16 protein-coding genes are annotated in these 18932 nt (G+C 68.1%); 2 read left to right on the top strand and 14 right to left on the bottom strand.

What is annotated here, in order from left to right; translation table 11 throughout:
• Positions 1 to 261: 261 nt before the first annotated feature.
• Positions 262 to 549, bottom strand: coding sequence for a 30S ribosomal protein S15 (gene rpsO, locus ABZ624_RS29625; protein ID WP_360095496.1), 288 nt, complete (start codon positions 547 to 549; stop codon positions 262 to 264).
• Between the two features lie 265 nt (positions 550 to 814).
• Between rpsO and ABZ624_RS29620 the strand changes: the two genes are divergently transcribed.
• A complete protein-coding gene (locus tag ABZ624_RS29620; protein WP_351240478.1) occupies positions 815 to 1108 on the top strand; it encodes a DUF397 domain-containing protein in 294 nt (97 codons plus the stop codon).
• Positions 1109 to 1155: 47 nt separating this feature from the next.
• On the opposite strand, the gene ABZ624_RS29615 is transcribed toward ABZ624_RS29620, so the two are convergent.
• Together ABZ624_RS29615 and eccD are read right to left on the bottom strand one after the other, a co-directional pair.
• On the bottom strand, positions 1156 to 2637 hold the full coding sequence (locus tag ABZ624_RS29615; RefSeq protein ID WP_360095493.1) for a PQQ-binding-like beta-propeller repeat protein: 1482 nt from the start codon (positions 2635 to 2637) through the stop codon (positions 1156 to 1158).
• Between the two features lie 90 nt (positions 2638 to 2727).
• Positions 2728 to 4221 (bottom strand): type VII secretion integral membrane protein EccD, encoded by a 1494-nt coding sequence (gene eccD, locus ABZ624_RS29610; RefSeq protein WP_360095490.1) that lies wholly within the window; start codon positions 4219 to 4221, stop codon positions 2728 to 2730.
• A gap of 304 nt (positions 4222 to 4525) precedes the next feature.
• Between eccD and eccCa the strand changes: the two genes are divergently transcribed.
• On the top strand, positions 4526 to 8491 hold the full coding sequence (gene eccCa / locus ABZ624_RS29605; protein WP_360095487.1) for a type VII secretion protein EccCa: 3966 nt from the start codon (positions 4526 to 4528) through the stop codon (positions 8489 to 8491).
• A 191-nt stretch (positions 8492 to 8682) separates the two neighbouring features.
• Here eccCa and ABZ624_RS29600 read toward each other — a convergent pair whose 3' ends face one another.
• From ABZ624_RS29600 to eccB, 11 genes are all read right to left on the bottom strand, one after another.
• A complete protein-coding gene (locus tag ABZ624_RS29600) occupies positions 8683 to 9060 on the bottom strand; it encodes a hypothetical protein (protein ID WP_360095484.1) in 378 nt (125 codons plus the stop codon).
• 146 nt (positions 9061 to 9206) lie between these two features.
• A complete protein-coding gene (locus ABZ624_RS29595; protein WP_360095481.1) occupies positions 9207 to 9704 on the bottom strand; it encodes a hypothetical protein in 498 nt (165 codons plus the stop codon).
• Positions 9705 to 9732: 28 nt separating this feature from the next.
• On the bottom strand, positions 9733 to 10959 hold the full coding sequence (locus tag ABZ624_RS29590) for a hypothetical protein (RefSeq protein WP_360095478.1): 1227 nt from the start codon (positions 10957 to 10959) through the stop codon (positions 9733 to 9735).
• Positions 10960 to 11060: 101 nt separating this feature from the next.
• Positions 11061 to 11381 carry a hypothetical protein gene (locus ABZ624_RS29585; protein ID WP_360095475.1) on the bottom strand — a complete coding sequence of 107 codons (321 nt, stop codon included), beginning with the start codon at positions 11379 to 11381 and terminating at the stop codon, positions 11061 to 11063.
• 239 nt (positions 11382 to 11620) lie between these two features.
• Complete coding sequence (locus tag ABZ624_RS29580; protein ID WP_360095472.1) at positions 11621 to 11926, bottom strand: WXG100 family type VII secretion target; 306 nt, start codon at positions 11924 to 11926, stop codon at positions 11621 to 11623.
• 23 nt (positions 11927 to 11949) lie between these two features.
• The gene (locus ABZ624_RS29575) at positions 11950 to 12288 is read right to left on the bottom strand and encodes a WXG100 family type VII secretion target (protein ID WP_360095469.1); all 339 of its coding nucleotides are present in this window, start codon (positions 12286 to 12288) and stop codon (positions 11950 to 11952) included.
• Positions 12289 to 12366: 78 nt separating this feature from the next.
• On the bottom strand, positions 12367 to 13530 hold the full coding sequence (locus ABZ624_RS29570) for a S8 family serine peptidase (RefSeq protein WP_360095537.1): 1164 nt from the start codon (positions 13528 to 13530) through the stop codon (positions 12367 to 12369).
• 85 nt (positions 13531 to 13615) lie between these two features.
• Entirely contained in the window at positions 13616 to 13810 is a 195-nt protein-coding gene (locus tag ABZ624_RS29565) for a hypothetical protein (protein ID WP_360095466.1), read from the bottom strand.
• Between the two features lie 1565 nt (positions 13811 to 15375).
• Positions 15376 to 15744 (bottom strand): hypothetical protein, encoded by a 369-nt coding sequence (locus tag ABZ624_RS29560; RefSeq protein WP_360095463.1) that lies wholly within the window; start codon positions 15742 to 15744, stop codon positions 15376 to 15378.
• 211 nt (positions 15745 to 15955) lie between these two features.
• The gene (gene mycP, locus ABZ624_RS29555) at positions 15956 to 17215 is read right to left on the bottom strand and encodes a type VII secretion-associated serine protease mycosin (protein ID WP_360095460.1); all 1260 of its coding nucleotides are present in this window, start codon (positions 17213 to 17215) and stop codon (positions 15956 to 15958) included.
• An 11-nt stretch (positions 17216 to 17226) separates the two neighbouring features.
• Positions 17227 to 18753 (bottom strand): type VII secretion protein EccB, encoded by a 1527-nt coding sequence (eccB, locus tag ABZ624_RS29550; RefSeq protein WP_360095457.1) that lies wholly within the window; start codon positions 18751 to 18753, stop codon positions 17227 to 17229.
• Positions 18754 to 18932: the final 179 nt, after the last annotated feature.

The following is an 18932-nucleotide window of genomic DNA, read 5'->3' as shown; positions in this document are numbered from 1 at the left end:
CCGTCTGGTGCGGGCCGGTCTTCGATCGAAGCACCCGGGGCTCGCATCCCCCGGGGGCCACTACCGAGGACCGGCGGCGGCGAGGAGCGCTTCTCCTCGTTCTTCGTCGTACGTCGTGCTGTCTCGTACGCCGTTCTGTGTCGTGCGTATTGCGTTGTGCTACCACACTACAAAGCGTGAGTGACACTCCGCACGTTTCCGCATGTACGACGAAGGGAGCGGTCCCCGGGTGCTACCGGGAACCGCTCCCTTCACGGCGTACTACTTGGCGCCCGCCGCACCACGGCGGATGCCGAGGCGGTCGACCAGCGTACGGAACCGGGCGATGTCCTTCTTCGCCAGGTACTGCAGCAGGCGGCGGCGCTGACCGACGAGGATCAGCAGGCCACGACGGGAGTGGTGGTCGTGCTTGTGGGTCTTGAGGTGCTCCGTCAGGTCGGAGATCCGACGGGAGAGCATAGCGACCTGGACCTCGGGGGAGCCGGTGTCACCCTCCTTGGTACCGAACTCGGCGATGATCTGCTTCTTCGTAGCGGCGTCGAGCGACACGCGTACTCCTCATAGTCTGTTGAGTGCCACCGAGTGCCCCCGGTCCACATCTCGGGGGAGCTTCCGTTACTCGGGAGGCGGGGATCCGCTGGGCGCGGCCACCAGAACCGACAGTTCCGGGGGTGCGTACACAAACGGCCGTCACCCAGGGTACCAGCAGGTGGCCGGCGTCTTTCCCCCGCTCCGGAAACCGCCCGGGCGGGACGCCGCGGACCACTAGGGTGAGCGCCGGACCGTACGCAGGCCGGAAGGGGATCACGCCACGATGACGGAGACGGAAGCGGAGATGAAGGCCCGCAAGGAGCGGGAGCGGGACGAGCTGTACGCGCTCGACATCTCGGGCGTGGAGTGGCACTGCGCACCCGGCACGGAGGAGCACGAGGAGCGCGTCGAGATCGCGTACCTGCCCGACGGCGCCGTGGCGATGCGCTCCTCCCTCGACCACGACACCGTGCTGCGCTACACCGAGGCGGAGTGGCGGGCGTTCGTGCTGGGCGCGCGGGACGGGGAGTTCGATCTGGAGCCCAGCGAGCGCAATGGCGGTCTTGCGGCGCAGTGAGCGGAACGTGAGAAAGGGCGGCACGCATGCGTGCCGCCCTTTCTCTTTCAGTGTTTCAGCCCTGCGGTGCCCACTCCGATCACCGAGAGCACCGGGTTCTTCGGATGGACGACGTCGCGCGCCAGCATGCGGCGAGCGAAGAAGACGTGTCCTTGTTCGTAGAGGATGTCCGACTGCTCCGGGTCGCTGAGTTCGTTCTCATCGTCCTCCGGGAGGTGGAACAGGAGGTATGGGGTCTCCTTGCCGGTCCGCAGATTCCAGTCCACCACGGCGGCCGGCTGCACGTCGTCCAGGGTGCTACGAAAGATGATCAGGTCTTCACCGTTCATGCGGACGGGGACGACCTGCTGGAAGGGCCGTCCCTCGAACCTGGTGACGACGGTGCCCGTCTTGAGGTCGAAGGCCGTGATCTGGTTCTCGGGCTTCGTGATGACGTCTTGGGTGTCCTTGCTCATGACGAAGACCCGGTCTCGGCCGACCACCATGCCGTAGCACTTGTCGACGGCGTCGAAGTAGCCCTCGACGTTGCCGCCGCACTTGGGGTCGTAGCCGTTCATCGAGATGGTGGCCAGTCGCTCGCCGTTCTCCGGATCCAGAGTGATCAGGTCTGTGACCCGGTAGTCCCCCGCCTCAACAGCGATCACAGGCGGGTCTGCTGACGGCAGGTAGATGGTCCGCAGACCGTTGCTGACTGCGTAGCGCCACAGGACCTTGCCGGTGCGCGGCTCAAGCTTCTCCACCCGGTAGGTGGGCTCGCTGGAGTCGCCGCACTTGACGAGGGCCAACAGGGCCCCACCACCGACGTAGGCCGAGTCGTGGCACTGGTTCGTGCCGAGCGTGTTCCACAGCCGCTTGCCGCTCTCCATGGCGTACGCCACCGACCCGTCGTCCCAGGCGATGGCCACGACGCCCCGGGTCAGCGAGATGTTCGTGCCGGTGATGGTGGCGCCCTCGGCCGCCGGCATCTTTGCCTGCCAGATCTTCTTGCCGGTGTCGAGATCGACCATGAGCACCTCGTCACAGACACCGTTCTGGGGGGCGTCGGTGCGCCCGGGCTCAACCACGACGGCGGTCCGGCCGTCGGCGGTGACGTCGCGGCTGACGGCACAGATGTGGCCACCCAGTTGGAGGGTCCATGCCTTCGCGTCCCAGTCAGGGTGCGGCTCGATCTTGTAGCCCTCGATGCGGTTGGCGAGGGCCCGCGCGACGATCTTGCCCGTGGCCCAGGTGGCGGGCGCGAACCGCTGCTGCTTGCCGGTGAGGCTGCCTTCGTTGTGCTTGACAACGACCTCGCCCTCCGGTGAGACGGGGGCCTTCTCCAGGGTCTCGCGCACGGCGTCCGGAGCCTGCTGGACCGCCTTGGCGTCGGTCTGCCCCTTGGTCCGGCCGATCGAGTGGTACCAGACCAGACCCGCGCCGAGGCACACGACGGCGGCCACCACCGCGGCGACCGCGCCGAGGATGCGCCTGCGGCGTCTGTCCCGCGACGGGTCGACCGCCGGCGCGGACTGGGTGGGCTGGGTATGCATGGACGGTGGCGGGCCGAAGCTCACGCTGCTGAATCCCTTTCCTCCGCTGCCGCTGGGGGGGGACCAGGAGGCCGACGAGGTCGGCCTGGGTCACTTGCTCGTCATCGCGCGGGCCGTCGCGTACACGTCGAACACAGCAAGAGCAAGGGGCACCAGTGTCAGGAGCACGAAGCCTTCGACGATCTCCAGGAAGCGGCCCCAGAAGGGGCTGAGACCCCGGCGCGGGAGGATAAGACCCAGGGCTGCCACGAGGGCCACACCAGCTGCGATGGCCGCGGTGAGCCAGATCGCACGGATGTCGAGGCCGGAGCGGTCTCCGGTGAGTGCCTCGCGCAACACGGCGTGCGGCGGGTTGAGCGCCAGGCCGAGACCGAGCAGGACGAGTGAGCCGAGACCTGCCAACAGGAGCGGAGCGACCTGCCCGGTGTAGCGGAAGAGCTGGGCGCGCATGAGCAGCGCCACCGCCGTCGCACCGGCGAGCAGGTGGGCCCAGACGTCGTCGGAGAACCCGAGCACCGCGCAGGAGGCGAGCGCGGTGAGCGCACAGCCGCCGACGAGCCCGACAAGGATCTCGTGGCCACGGCGGGCCTGAGCCTCGATCCGCGTCATGTCGACCGGTGCCTGCTCGGCGGTCTCCGTGCCGTAGACGCTGCTCGGGGCGGAGTCCGGCGGGTCAAAGCCGATGGGCAGCCGGGCGAAGCGCATGGACAGTCCCGGCAGGAAGGCCAGGCCGACCACCGCGACCGGCGCGCACAGGGCAGCGATCTCCTTCGGTGTCCAGTGCACGAGGATCGCCGTGAAGACGGTGATCAGGCCGATCACGGACGCGACGACGAAGGCGACGAACGGGGCGTCCCCGCCCGGTGTGCACAGCGTCAGGATGACCGAGACGATCAGAACCGCCGCGCAGGCGAGCAGGAACTGGAGTTTGCCGATGCCCTGGCCGTGGGCGAGAGAGAGGAGGCCCGATCCGGCCAGGCCCACATTAGGAAGAGCACCGAGACCCAGGGCTGTCGCCGAGCCCCGGTCGTCGTAGATCCGGCCCCGTACAGCGGCGAACACGGCGAAGAGCACTCCGGCGACGCCCGCGAGTATCCCGGGCAGGCTGTGCATGTCGTGCCGGGGATCGGCGTTCCAGGCGACGAAGGCGAGCAGGGACGACAGGACGCCCGCGCCCGCGAGCCCCGCGGCGCGTGTGAGGTCGTCGCTCCACAGAGTTCGGTGCCGGGTCACCGCCGACGCGACCGCCTCGGAGACGTCGTCGTAGACGGCTGGCGGCAACGACTGGGAGAAGGGGCGCAGCGTGAGCAGTTCACCGTCGAGAATCCGTTGTGCGGCAAAGGAGCGCGCGCTGTCGAGAACGGTGCCGTCCCTGCGTACGAGGTGGTAGCCGACCGGCTCACCATCGGCGGGGCTCTGCCGGGAGAGCCGGAGGATCTCCGGGTAGATGTCGGCGACCGGGATGTCGTCGGGCAGCGCCACGTCTATCCGGCTGTCGGGGGCGACGATCGTGACCCGGCAGAAACCGAGCCCCGATCCCGATCCCACGCCGGACACCGCTGCCTCCCTGGCCGTCGTGCTCACCTTGTGCCTCCCCCTCAGTGATGGCTCTGCGTCAGTGATGTGAAAATCCTGCGTCTTTCCCCGGCCGGAACCGCCGGTGGGTGACGCGGACGGCGCCGTCCGGTTCCGCCACGGGTGGCATGCGGTGACGCCTCGCACGGAGTTCCCCGGTTCGCGGCGTGTGTTCGCGTGTGCTCAAGCGAACCACCGGCACCCTACCCCGCACCGGTCACTCGTGAGTCAGTAGGATCACGCGGCGGCCTGCGTCCGTCCATCAACGGGGGGCGGACCTCACCCTGAGGCCCGGCAAAGGAATTGGGGAGCAGTGAGTCACATCGTCGTGAAGCGCCCGCCTCGGGCGCTGCCGTCCGAAGTGCCCACGGAAGAGGTCGTTCTCCAGCCTCCCCCGGAATTGCCCCGGGGTCAGCACGAGAGCGTCCTCATGCAGTTGCTGCCGACGCTCGGCATGGGTGGCTCGGTGGTCTTCTTCTTCACGAACGGACAGCCGTTCATGAAGATCATGGGCATGGTGATGATCGCGTCCACGGTCGCCATGTCCATCGCAATGGTGGTCCGCTTCCGGCGCGGCTCCCAGGGCCAACTCGCCGACGTACGGCGCGACTACATGCGGTATCTGTCACAGATCCGGCATGCGGCGGTGGAGACCGCGAAGACACAGCGCGATGCGCAGTACTACCTGCACCCCTCACCCGAACAGTTGTGGGCTCTGGTCGCCGAGGGCAGCCGGGTGTGGGAACGCCGTCCAGGCGACGAGGACTTCGCCCAAGTGCGCATCGGACTGGGCGCCCAGGAACTGGCCACGCCGCTTGTCGCCCCCGAGACCGGCCCGGCCGGCCGGTTGGAACCGCTCACGGCGGGAGCCATGCAGCGTTTCCTCGACGTCCACGGCAATCTGAACGACCTGCCGATGGCCGTGTCACTGCGCGCCTTCTACCACGTCACCGTCAGCGGTGACGCCGAATCTGTCCGCTCTTGTGTCCGTGCCCTGACCGGCTCGCTGGCCGCGCTGCATTCTCCGGGGGATCTGATCCTCGCCGTGGCGGCCGCACAGGACACGCTCCCGCTGTGGGAGTGGGCCAAGTGGCTGCCGCACGCTCAGGCGGACGGTGCCATGGACGGGGCGGGCGCCCGCCGGCTGATCGGCCCGGACGCCCGCGATCTGGAAAGCCTGCTGGCCGACCGCCTCTCCGGCCGCCCGCGGTTCCACCCGGGCGGCATGCCGCTCCTTGAGGAGCCTCACATCGTCATCGTCCTCGATGGTGTCTCCCTGCCGCCGGACTCCGCCCTGGCCAACCTCGAAGGGCTCCAGGGCGTCACGGTCATCGAGGTCGTACCCGGCGAACTCACCGCCGTCCGAGGTGACCTGGCGGTCGTGGTGCGGCCCACGACCCTGCGCCTGGAGTCGTCGAGCGGTGAGGTCTACGAGGGCACGCCGGACACCCTGTCCTACGAGTCCGCCGAAGCCCTCGCCCGGCAACTGGCCCCGCTGCGCCTCGCTTCCGGCGGTGACGACGACGAACCCCTGCTGGCAAACCTGGAGTTCACCGACCTCCTCAACCTCGGAGACGCGGCGTCCGTCGACCCCCAGCGCACCTGGCGGCCACGTGGGCTGGCGGAGCGGTTGCGGGTACCCATCGGTGTCGGCGTGGACGGCCGCCCCGTGATGCTCGACCTAAAGGAGGCCGCGCAGGAGGGCATGGGCCCGCATGGTCTGTGCGTGGGAGCCACCGGGTCCGGCAAGTCGGAACTGCTGCGCACACTGGTGCTCGGGCTCGCGGTGACCCATTCCTCCGAGACGCTGAACTTCGTCCTCGCCGACTTCAAGGGCGGTGCGACGTTCGCCGGCATGGCGCAGATGCCACACGTGGCGGCGGTCATCACCAATCTGGCCGACGACCTCACTCTGGTCGACCGCATGGGCGACTCGATCCGCGGCGAGCTGAACCGCCGCCAGGAGATGCTGCGCGACGCGGGCAACTACGCCAACATCCATGACTACGAGAAGGCTCGCGCGGCCGGCGCTCCGCTTCAGCCGATCCCGTCCCTCGTCCTGGTGATCGACGAGTTCAGCGAGTTGCTGACCGCGAAGCCTGACTTCATCGAGATGTTCGTGCAGATCGGCCGTATCGGCCGTTCGCTGGGCGTGCACTTGCTTCTGGCCTCGCAGCGTCTGGAGGAGGGCCGTCTGCGCGGCCTCGAGACGTATCTCTCGTACCGCATCGGCCTGCGCACCTTTTCCGCGGCCGAGTCCCGTGCGGCACTCGGCGTCCCCGACGCCTATGAACTCCCCAACGTCCCCGGTTCAGGGTTCCTGAAGTTCGGCACGGACGAGATGGTGCGCTTCAAGGCGGCGTACGTCTCCGGCGTGTACCGCTCCGGGAACAGGCAGACCGCATCGGCCGGGGGGCCGCTGCCCGTCGACCGACGGCCGGTGCTGTTCACCGCCGCGGAGGTGCCCTTGCAGTACGCATCGGTGCCGCAGCAGCGCAAGGAGCCGACGTCACAGGTCGACGACGCCCTCGCGGACACGGTGCTCGACGTGATCGTGCGCCGGCTGGAGGCACAGGGGCCCGCCGCCCACCAGGTGTGGCTGCCGCCGCTGGACAACCCGCCCTCGCTGGACGGGCTGCTGCCCAAGCTCACGGCCGTACCGGAACGGGGACTCACGCAGCCCGGCTACGAGGGCGCCGGACGCCTCGTCATCCCTGCGGGCCTGGTCGACAAGCCGTACGAACAGCGCCGTGAGCCACTGTGGCTCGACTTCTCCGGGGCCGCGGGCCATCTGCAGATCCTCGGCGGTCCGCAGTCCGGCAAGTCCACCCTGCTGAGGTCCCTGATCTGCTCCTTCGCGCTGACGCACACGCCGCACGAGGTGCAGTTCTACGGCCTGGACTTCGGTGGCGGCGGCATGGCGGCGGTGAGCGGCCTGCCGCACGTCGGCGGTGTCGCCTCCCGGCTGGACCCGGAGCGGGTACGGCGTACGGTGTCGGAGGTGTACGGCGTACTGCGGCGCCGCGAGGAGTACTTCCGGTCGTCGGGCATCGCCTCGATCGCGGACTTCCGCACCCGGCGGGCGCGCGGCGACATCTCGGTCACCGACCAGCCGTGGGGCGATGTGTTCCTGGTGATCGACGGCTGGGGCAACTTCCGTTCGGACTACGACAGCCTGGAACCGGCCATCCTCGACATGGCGTCACGCGGCCTCGGCTACGGCATCCATCTGATCCTTACGGCATCACGTTCGATGGAGGTCCGGGCCAACCTCAAGGACCATCTGATGAACCGCCTCGAACTGCGGCTCGGCGACACCATGGACTCCGAGATCGACCGCAAGGTGGCAGCGAATGTTCCGGCAGGTGTGCCGGGTCGCGGTGTGTCACAGCAGAAACTGCACTTCATGGCGGCGGTGCCGAGAATAGACGGCCTGACGTCCGACACGGACCTGGCCGACGCGACGGCGGCCTTGGCGGCCGAGGTCTCCCGGCACTGGCAGGCGCCGGGGGCGCCGCAGGTCCGGCTGCTCCCGCGGGAGCTCCCCGCCGAGCAACTGCCGCCGGGGGACCGCTTCCCGCAGCACGGCGTCGCCTTCGGCCTCGACGAGGACAACCTCGAACCTGTCTTCGTCGACTTCGAGCAGGACCCGTTCTTCCTGGTCTTCGGCGAGAGTGAGTCGGGCAAGTCGAACCTGCTGAGGCTGCTCATCACACAGCTGACGCAACGCCATTCGGGCGACGAGGCGAAGTTCTTCGTGGTCGACAACCGGCGGTCCCTGCTGGACGTCACACCGGCCACGCATCTGGCCGAGTACATCCCGATGTCCAACGCCATGGACCACCACATGGTGGCCCTCGCCGACCTGATGAAGCGACGCACGCCCACCGCCGACGTCACGGCCCAGCAACTGCGGGAGCGGAGCTGGTGGCGGGGCCCGACGGTGTACGTGGTCGTCGACGACTACGACCTGGTGTCGACGTCCAGCGGAAACCCGTTGGGCGGTCTCACCGAGCTGCTGCCGTTCGCCCGTGATGTCGGCGTGCGGTTCATCATCGCGCGCTCGACGGCGGGGGCGGGGCGGGCCTCGTTCGAGGCGTTCATGCAGCGGATGACGGAGCTGGGCGCGCAAGGCGTGGTCCTGGCCGGTGACCCGAGCGAAGGGGACCTCCTCGGCGGGATACGGCCACGGCCGATGCCCGCGGGGCGGGGTGTCTTCGTCTCGCGGAGGCGGGGGAAGATGCTGGTGCAGACGGGGTTGGTCAGCGTCGACTGCTGAGTGAGCCGCAGACGCTCGGCGGTCACGGCGGTCGAGGGGCGGGGGGCGGACGAATGGGTCCGCCCCCCACCCTGCCACGTCGACGGTGGGGACCGCGGCGGACGACAGCGACGACGATGGCCGTGGCTCCTGCGAACGCGGTGAAGAAGCCACGCCCGTGACTCTGTGCTTCCAGGCTCAACGGCGTCCGGTCACAGCTTGAACACTCCGCGCCAGGTCCATCCGGCTTCGAGGACCGTTTCCCGAAGGGGATCCCGCATGGTCCGCGAGTCGAACTGGATGACCTTGTGCCGACGGCCGTCCGGGCCACGCTCGTACGTCCACTGTCGCTGGACGTACGGTCCGCGACTCCACTGGCGCGACAAACCCCGCCGCGGGGGGTTGCCGACCAAGGCCACCTCCCGTACCTCGTCGAGGACATGTACCTCACGCGTGGCGTGAACGAAGCGCATCCGGGTCTTCATGGTCCGCTCCACCTCGTTGGCGGAGAGCGCGTCGCCGTAGTAGGGCAGCACAATCTGCCACTCCGCGACCAGGTCCGCCTTCTCCGCTCCCGAAGCATTGCGCACGCGGAACGGCACCTCCGCCTCGTTGAGAGCGAGCAACGCGGCGCGAAGTTCCTGGGCGGGCCGCGGTACGACTCCACTCTCGGGATACTTGGTGCCGGTTCGCCGATCCCGGTAGCGGGCCCAACTGTTCCGAAGGCGGCCCATCATCACGCCTCGGCCGTGGTGTCCGCGCGAACGGTGCGGACGAACTCCTGGAAGTCCGGCAGCACCGCATCGTGCCGCGCTGCGGTGGCCGTCAGAGCCAGCCTGATCAGCGCGCGCCGGTGGGGGTCCTCGACGTCCACCAGGGAAAGGTACACCTGGGACTGGACGAGGTCGCGGCGCGCTTGCCCGACGAGGGCCGAGAAGGCCAACCTCTGGGTCAGGGCGGGCGCATCGACGGAGCCGACCTCGCGGCGGTCGGTCACCGTGACCGACTCGGCGACCTCGTCCAAGCGCCTGGCCGACGCGTCGGCGAGATCGGCCAGTGTCACCCCGTCCAAGGGAAGCCCGCCGTCGACGGTGATGTTGGCAGCGAACCCGGCGTCCGGGTGGGGATGCACTGCGGCAAAGGCCACTCCGGGGTCGGCGACCCCCTCGGGACGGGCGGGGAGCCAGCCCTCGGGCAGCCGGAACTCGATCGGCACCGGCAGTGTCGTGGGCACTCAGGCCCTCCTTCCATGGTGAAACAGATCAGAGCAGCCCGCCGAGGGTGTCCTTGACGGAGCCGGCGAGATCACCGACCGCGTCAGCCGCGCTGTCGACGGCCTTGCCCAACTTGTGGGTATCGACGGTGATCTCGACTCCTCCACCCCCGCCCACGGCCGCTGCGGCGAATCCTCTGCCGCCGAACTTCCAGACACCGTTCTTGTGCTTCCAGCCGATCCAGGCATCGGTACCTTCACCGACCCCGGCTTCGGCCGTCCCGCCGATACCGATCCCTGCGACCTCCACGCCGCCGGCGATGCTCTGCTTCGCCCCGTAGAACGCTTTGACGCCGACGGTCGCCTCGTCCTTGGTCGCCTTGGCAGTGACGCCGACCTCGGCACCCGCGAATCCGTCCGTACGCCCGTAGACACCGCCCAGATCGCCGTAGTCCAACCGGACCTCCTCCAGGTCCCGTATTCCTATGGATGCCTCAGCCTTACCGCTGACGCCCTTGTCGCTGAATCCATAGTTCGCGGTGGCCCTGGCGCCGCCGTAGACGTCGCCTATCCCCGAAAGCTTCCACGCACCGTCGGTGTGCGACCCCTTCCAGGTCAAGTGGAAGAGGTCCGCATACACCTTGGCCGAACCCTCCTTGCCGTACTTGGGGTCGCCACTGATGCTGTAACCGAAGCCTGGCCCTGTCAGCTTGAATCCGCCGTGCCCGTCAGGCTTTGTGCCCACGTCCTTCTGTGGCGGGTACGCGGCAATCTGCCCCTTGGCCTGCCCGTTGAAGCCCCCCACGACGCCGTCACCGGTGTCGCTGTCGACCACCACGGCCGTCAGCGCACGCTGGACGTCCACGTCGGCGTCGCCGACGTCCTTCACCCTCTGGTCGATGAGCTGCTGCCAGGAGCTGACGGACTTGCGGACGCTGTCCTGATAGTCGCGGTCGTGCACCCAGGCGGTGCGCTCGCCCTTGCTCAGCTTCTCGGTGTCGAAGGACACCACACCCTGGTCGGACACCTTCATGCCCGCCTTCACGGCGTCCTTGCGGGCCGATTCGAGTTTGCCCCGCAGGCTCGTGAACTGCGTGTTCGCTTCGCGGAGAAGCGAGGCGACGGCCTTGGCCTCGGTCTGGGCCCTCTGGAACTCTTTCAGAGTGACCTGGAAGCGGGCGCTGGCGGCCTCCACGCTGAGGCCCACCTGCGTCAGGGTTATTCCGTGCACGTCACGCTTGTAGGCGAGTTCCTGTGCGTGGAACTTCTTCGCCATGCCGTCCCAGCTCTCGGCGGCCGTGGTGAGCGCGGACAGGTCCGTATTCATGATCTCGTGGTAGGTCGGCACGCTTTCCCCGTTATGTGCGCCTGCTGCCGTCAGAGCCGGTCCAACGCGGAGATCCCGCGAACGCCGGAGCCCACGCCGATGTCTGTGCCGTGTTGCAGCGTGGCGTTGCCCCGCAGCGCGGCCTTCTCGTGCGACAACCTGTTCATCAGGGTGACCACCTGGTGGCCCCACGTCTCGTGGGCGCTCTTGAGGGCTGCCGACGTGAGCCAGCCGTCTCCGTCCTTGGGCTGGAAGGCCTTGACCGCTGTGTTGGTGTCGTGGTCCGCCGCGGCCCCGGCGTCCTTGGTCTGAGGTTCGATGTCCGTCTCGATCTTCTGGGCCGCGGCTCGATTCTGGGCCGGAGAGGACACGAGGTCCTTCTGCCCTCCGGCCAGCCCAGAAGGTCCTGCGGCCCCTGTCTGATCGGCCGGAAACTGGTTCAGCTGCATACCGACAGGGTGTGCGCTGCCGGCCGCGTGCTGCGCTTGTGATGACTCCGTCACGGACAATCGCCCCCGTATGTGCTCAGTTGGCCTGTGCCGCCGAAATGAAAAACGGGGGTGGGCACCTCCCGCGCGTGCCCACCCCCGCTGTCATGAGTGCGCGTGCCTCACTCGAAGTAGCTGGCGCCCTTGAGGTCACCGCCGCGGTAGTCACCGCCGGCTGCGTGGACGCGCTGCGTAATCGAGAGCAGCGCCTGGTGGATGCCGTTGGCGTGCTGGTCCCACTTCGTCGACTTGCGCTGGAAGGCGTCGTACGCCTCGCCGCCCCAGCCTTCGGCCACGTCGAGAACGCCCTTCTTCAGAGCAGTCAGGTCGTCCTCGAGCTGCTTGGCCACGTTGCCGAGCTCCGTTGCCAGCGCGTCCAGGGTGCCGTACTTGACGGACAGGTCCTGGTAGTGCGGTGTGCCGGTCATGTCTTCCTCTTCCTTCGGTTCCGTCAGTAGAGATTCAGTGCCGAGGTGTTCGCGCCGGCGTCAACCTCGATCTTGGAGATCGTCGAGTGGAGCTCGTCCTCAAGCTTGTGCTTGTCGCTCTTGTTGAGGCTGACGCCCTCGAGGAAGTCCTCGAGCATGCGCCCGATGGCTGCCATGTGCTGGTTGATCTCGTGCTGCTTCCCCTTGAACGCGTTGGCTCCGTGCCCCGTCCAGTTGGCCTCGATCATGTCGATCGTGCCCTGGAGCCTGCCGAGCTGCTTCTTGACGGACTCGTACCGGTCGATGACGTTCGCCTGGAGCTTTTGTGCGTGTTCGTCATGAAACTTGCGGCCATCAGCCATTTCGGCACTCCCCTTCGTGAGAGCTGTACTTCTTCTTTTCTGAGCGTCACCGGGTGGTGACGCCCTTCCTGTGAGTCGTCAGGCGCGTCGTCGTGACCGGATGACGGCGAAGGCTGCGCCACCGATCACCAGGAGCGCGGTGACCACGCCTATGGCTACCCAGGGCAGGGAACCATGGGAGGATTTCGAGGCTGCTCCGGTCGCCGAAGACCCGTCGCCCCAGGATGGCTTGGCGGGCGACGACGAGGATGCGGAGCCAGAGGGTGAAGCCCCTGCGCTGCCGGAGGAGTTCTCCTTGGCCAGCGGGTCGACGTTCGCCGGGCCCGGGTTGTAATGGGGGTCCTCCAGCACCATACGGGGGCGGATCAGGCCGTAACCGAGATAGTTGCTGGGCGTGTCCTTGGGCCAGTCCCGGCCGGCCGTGTCGATGAGCGAACGGAGCACCTGGTCGGCGGTCCAGTTGGGGTGAGCGGACCAGACGAGGGCGGCGGAGGCGGAGGCTACGGCGGTGGCGGTACTGGTTCCATTCGCGTGAGCGCAGTATGAACGGAAGGTCGAGTCACACCACGCGGGCACATCGACACCGGGAGCCGCGAGATCGACGTTGCGCCCGTGGGTCGAGAACTTCCCCACCGTACCCGTCTTGTCCGAGGCGGAGACGCCTACGACATAGGGATATGAAACTGGGTAACCGGCGTTGTTCTTCGTCTTTGCGTCGTTACCTTCCGCAGCGAACATCAACTTACCTCTGGAAGCGGCGTACTTGATCGCCGCCGCCTCGTCGTCGTAGCTGATGTCGCTCCCGAACGACATGTTGATGATTTTCGCGTCGCTGTCGGCGATGGCCTTGATCACCGCACTGAGTCGAGGCGCTTTGTTCTCCTCAGGCAGCGACACCTGACCACCGGCGATGCGATAAGGCACGATTTTGGCGCCGGGGGCAAGACCTTTCAGCCCCCCTCCGGCACCCGTACCGGCGATGATTTCAGCCATCGTGGTGCCGTGGCCGTCGGAATCCTTCGTGGCTCCGTAGGCGACTGATTTCGGTACTTCGTCCCCCAGAACCTGCCCTCTGAGGGACGGAGTGGAGGCATTGACGCCCGAGTCGATAACGGCCACCTTGACGCCCGTGCCAGTGCTCACCTTCCACATCTCGTCGGCCTTCATGGCCGACAGGTACCACTGCTGCGACTGGACGTCGTCGGCTGCCGCGCCGGGGGCAAGGCTCACCGACACAGCCATCAGTGCGCCGAGTGCTGCGCATCCGGCGGTCACTCGTCTCCTGCTCGCTGACAACATGCCTCTCGTACGTCCTCGCTTCATCTGCCTACTCGGTCTCCGGCGACTGCTGTCGGCGCGACTTCGTCTTCTCGTCGTCCCGCGCGCTGCCCCGTCGTGCCCCGGAGGCGCGACCGTCCTTGCTGGCCGCCGGCGCCTTGCCCACGGACGTCCCGACCGCACGGGCGGTAGGCATCACATCCCTGCGCGGCGCCTGTCCGGCGCCGCCTGCCTGCTCGGGCACCCCGATCACCCCGCGCTGCCCAGGTCGCTCACCGGTTCGCGGGGTCCGCGACGCAGGCTCACCCCCGATGACCGTGCCGCGCGGCACGTTCGAGCCGTTCACGGACTGCGCGGGCGGTGCGACCGGTTTCCCGCCGACGACACCGCTGGTACGTGCTGCGCCGGTCGGGCCGCCCGTACCACCCATGTGCTCCGAAGGCACGCCTACCGGCCTGGACGTTCCACCGATGACATTGCGGGCGACCGGGGCCTTGCCGACCGGAGCTCTGCCGACGGGTGCCTCACCCAAGGGCGCCCTGCCCACGGGCTCTCTACCCACCGGGGCCTTGCCGACCGGAGCTCTACCGACGGGTGCCTCACCCAAGGGCGCCCTGCCCACGGGCTCTCTACCCACCGGGGCCTTGCCAACCGGCGACACAGGCCCGCGCGGTTCCATCTCGCCAGGCAAGGCAGTCCGTCCCACGGGGCGGGCAGGGCCACGCCCTGTGCCGCCTCCCACTCGGAACGATCCGCCGGCAGGAGGAGCCAGACGCGGCGTGTTCGGCATCGGGCCGCGTGGACCGCCCGTTCCGCCGGGCCCGACGGGCAGCCGCACGGGGCCGACGGGGACTGGTGGAATGGGTCCGCCGCCTCCACCGGGGCCAGGGGCTGTCGGCGGAGTGACAGGTGCTGTCGGCTTCCCTGTGTCCGGCGGGAGAGTCTTTACGCTGTCGATATCGGTCCCCACGTGCTGGGGCGAATCCGTGTGCACATGCCGATCCGGCGCTGTGACAACGTCATGGAGCTTCTTCACCGGTTCGGGAGTCTGTCCCGTATCGGGGCCGGCCGGAGCTGTGAGGGAATGATGCCGCACTGGTTCGCCGCTTCCGGCCCCGGGCGCTCCAGGGGGGGACGTCTGATCCCCACCTCCGTCCCGCCACTCCGTGCGCGCCCGCGGCACCCCCATCTCCGGCATCTTCCCAAACCCAGGCTCCTGATCGGCCCCGGCCTGCAACGACTTTGTGCTCACCGCGTAGTAAGACGCCAACCGGTTCATCTGGTTGATCGCTTCCTGGCGGTGCTTCTCGACCTGCAGGGCCTCCTGGTAGTCCTTGTTGCCGGCGACCTGGGTAACCACGGGGAAGTCGTCGAGGCTCTTGGGGAACAACCGGGTGTCGCGGGGCGGCATGGAATTGCGTACGGAGGTGAGTCCGGTGCCGATCGCGGTGATCTGCGAACCCACGTTCTCCACGTGGTCCGCGAAGGTGTAAACGCTGGAGACGAAGCCGGAGGCCCACGTGTGGAACGCGGTAGCTGCCTCACCGTGCCAGTCGATCCGGCCTATGTGTGCGAACAGTTCGTCGGCGGCGGCAAGGATCGCGTCCCGGGCGTCCCAGAGGGCCTTGCCCACGTCCTCCAGATGCTCTGGATGCGCGAGGTCCACCATGTCCTTCATTTCGTTCAGCTGGTGCTTCTCGAAACTGGTACGCCCTTGGTGGATGCCCCCCGCGTCCGCGTCGTGGATCGCGGCCTTGGCCAGCTCCCGTTCCAACTGGTAGCGATCCGGCTGGCTTTGGTGGCTTCCCATCAGTACCCCGTCTTGGCCTGTTGGTGATCGTTGCGCTTCTGCTGGTCGCTCTTCTGCGCCTCGGCCTGCTCGTCGATCTGCTCGTTGATCTCGGTCCGGATCTCGTGGAAGCGACGCCGGAGGTCGTCCTCCAGCTTGTCGTACCCGATGTCCGCGCCGTGCACGGCGATCTGCATCGCCTCGATCTGCAGCAGCAGGGTCTGGGAGAGTGACCTGATGCGCTCGTGCACGGTGTGGTACTGGCTGTGGAGGTCTGTGGCCTCGGCGAACTCGCCCTTGCCGCAGAGCGAGGCAGGGGTGAGCTTGTGCATCGCCACCTTCTTCGGACTGCCCGGCGAACGCTCGAACGTGTCGAGAAGGTGGTCCACCCGTGATTTGAAGGTCTTCAGTGCATCCAGACCGCGCCTCAGGTCGCTCCCGCCTCCGTCAGGCAACACCTTGCGTCTCCCCCGTTTCTCTCCCCTGCCCGAGGCAAGCGCACTCCCCGGACATTCGTTCTCGCAATGCAGTCACTCTAGTCAATGGGACTGACACCCCCAACTGGCTTGTGTGACAACTCTGCTACTGCCATTGGGCCCTTCACGCATCATTCACGGCTGCGGTCTTGCCCGCGCCGGCCATCGCCTTCCTGCGCGCATCGCGGATCGCCACCGCTGCCCCACCTAGGGCGGCCACCAGTACGACCGCGCCCACGGAGACATAGGTCGCCAGGCGGGCGTTGCGTTCGTCAGCCGTCTCACCGAGTTCCAGCTGGGCCGGGGTCGGAGCCTCGGCCCGGCTGAGGCCCTCATGCGGCACGGGCGTCTCGATCGGGTGGTCGTCCTCTGTGAGGGCCCTGACCGGGTCCACCACACCCCAGCCGACCAGGCGGTCGTGGCCGTCGATGGAGCGTTCTGCCGTCTGCTCGATCTGGGCCACGACCTCCTGGGCCGTCCAGTCGGGGTGCTTGGCCTTGATGAGGGCGGCCACGCCTGCGACGTACGGTGCGGAGAAGCTCGTGCCGTTGTCGGAGCAGTGGCCGCCCTTGGGTACCGTCGAGATCATGTCGACACCTGGGGCGGCGACACCGACCCAGCTGCCGGACTGGGAGAAGGCCGCGCGTTCGTTGTTGCGGTCGGAGGCGGCGACGGCGAGGACTCCTTCGTAGGAGGCGGGGTACGTCGGCTTGACGTTGCCGTCGAGGCCGTCGTTGCCCGCCGAGGCGACCACGACGATCTTGTGGTTCAGGGCCTCGTTGATCGCGTTGTGCAGGTCGTCGCCCGGCGGCAGGGCGTTCGCCGTGTCCTGGGAGATGTTGATGACCTGGGCCTTGACCGCGATCGCGTGCCTGATCGCCTTGGCGAGGCTGGCGGCCGTGCCATGGCCCTCGGCGTCGTTCTGCTTGATCGGGACGATCGTGGCCTCGGGGGCCAGACCGACGAAACCGGTGCCCTTCATGGGGCGGGCAGCGATGATGCCCGCCACGCGCGTGCCGTGGCCGACCGTGTCGGTCGTGCCGTCCTGCTTGCCCACGTCGATCTTCTGACCCTTGTTGTCCTTGGTGGGCAGGTAGTTCGCGCCCGCGGACGCGTCGACAGCATGGGTCAGCTGGGGGTTGGTCGTGTCGACGCCCGTGTCGATCACGGCCACCCGCACGTCCTTGCCCTTGGACTGGCTCCACAGTTCGTCGAGGTTGACGCGCTGCAGGGCCCACGGTGTGCCGGCGTACTTGTGGTTCTTCTTGGAGAACGTGCACTGGTCGGACGCGGAGTCCGCGGCGGCCACCGGGGCCGCCAGCAGCGAGGCGGTGATGGCCAGTGCCGCCGCCAGGGTCGTACGGGTGCGCAGTGTGGACCGCATCGGCGTACCCCTCACGAACCCTGCGGCTGGCGCGCGGCCGCCGTCGACAGGCGCGGGCCCGTCGGCAGGAACTCCGACCAGGCGGCGGGGATGGGGGACGGATTCACGTCGGCGTAGCCGAGGTGGGTCTGCGCCAGCTTGGCCTCGGTCTGAAGTTGCTTGCGCTGCGTGGCGGTGATGCCGATGCCCTTGTCGTCGGTGGCGCTGTCGTCGTTGGACTGCAGGGCGTAGCGCAGGCCGGTGTCGGTGACCAGGAAGACCGGGCCGTCCTTGGTCGCGGTGCCCTGGAACTGGCGGTAGAGCTGGCCGGAGCCGGCGGTGACGTACGCGCTGGAGGAACCGGTGGGCAGGACCGCCGGGAAGTCCTCGCCCGCCCAGGTGGTCAGGGTGGTGCCGCCGTGGTCGGGGTCGACGTGGTTGAGGACGTTGCACACCGTGTTGCGGCTGCCGTCGGCCGTGGAGGCGTCGTTGACCGCGGTGGGTTCCTCGGTCGGCCAGTTGTACTGGGAGGCGAACGGCTTGCCTCGGCTGATGGCGCCCGCGCTGACCTCCTTGGGGTGCCCGGCCTGCCCGAGCTTCACGAGGTCCTTCTTGACCAGGAGCAACTGGGCGACGAAGCGGGAGACGGGGGCGACCCGGCCGGGCAGGACCACGAAGTACTGCTCCTGGCGGTTGACCAGTGCCCTGAGGACCATGCCGACGCGGTTTGCGTCGCCCAACTGCCCGGGGGCGTTCGCCTGGGCGCCCGGGACGCCCTCGATCGACGGGAACGTGATCGGGTCGCCCTGGTGCAGGGTGTCGATCCACGATCTGGTCACCTGCTGGGGCTTGCGGTCCGCGCCGACGAGGGTCTGCAGCAGGAGGTTGTTGGAGGCGTCCACCGGATACGCCGTACCCCGCGCGTCGACCACGTACTGCTTGCCGCTGCGGGTGGCGACGTAGAGGAGTTCGCCGCCGTGCAGCTTCTGCCCGGCACCCTCGGTCTTGTCCTGGTCGCGCTTGGCCAGGACGAACGCGGCTTTCTGGACGGAGCTGCCGCTGCCGCTCGGCCGCTCGCACACGGCCCATGTCTTGTCCTCGCCCGCCTCCTGGGTGGAGGGCAGCCGGTCCGGGGCGTAGGGGATGCCAATGGTGACGCCGTGCGGGATCTTGCCGTTGTCGAGGATCGACTCGTCCACGGTGACGACGTCGACGTCGCTCTGGCTGCTGAGGACGAGCTTGGCGGACGCCATGTTGAGGACCGGGTGGAGCTGGACCCTGCCCTTCGTCTTCAGTACGACGTACCGAGTGGTGGACTTGCTGGCGATGATCACCTTTTGCCCGGGTGTATCCCAGCCCTGCGGAGCCGTCGGCTTGAACATGCCCCAGGCGCCGAAGGCGGCGAGGACGACGACACCGACGACGGCGCCGGGCAGAATGGCGCGCAGCGGCCGGGGCGCCCCCTCGTCGGAGGCATCGGGTGACGACTGCACGAACGACGCGAGCATGCGGCGCTTCGCGAAGGTGTAGGCGTTGAGTTGGTCCCGCCGAGATGCCATCTGTGCCTGTTTCTCCCCGTGTCTCAGGCGGAGCGCGCCCGGGACAACGCTCCCCCGCCGTCCGTTGTCGGACCCGGCCCCTACTATGCCTGTTACGGAGCCGGTCTCGTGGAGCGGGTAGGGTACCTGGGCCCTCAAGGGCCTTGTTCAGTGGCCTGGTTCCAGCGAGTTATGAGCAA

The sequence above is a fragment of the Streptomyces sp. NPDC007205 genome (genome assembly GCF_040634095.1).
Classification (GTDB): Bacteria; Actinomycetota; Actinomycetes; order Streptomycetales; family Streptomycetaceae; genus Streptomyces.
Note: the sequence above shows the minus strand (reverse complement) of the source record. Positions and strands in the feature narration are given on the sequence as shown.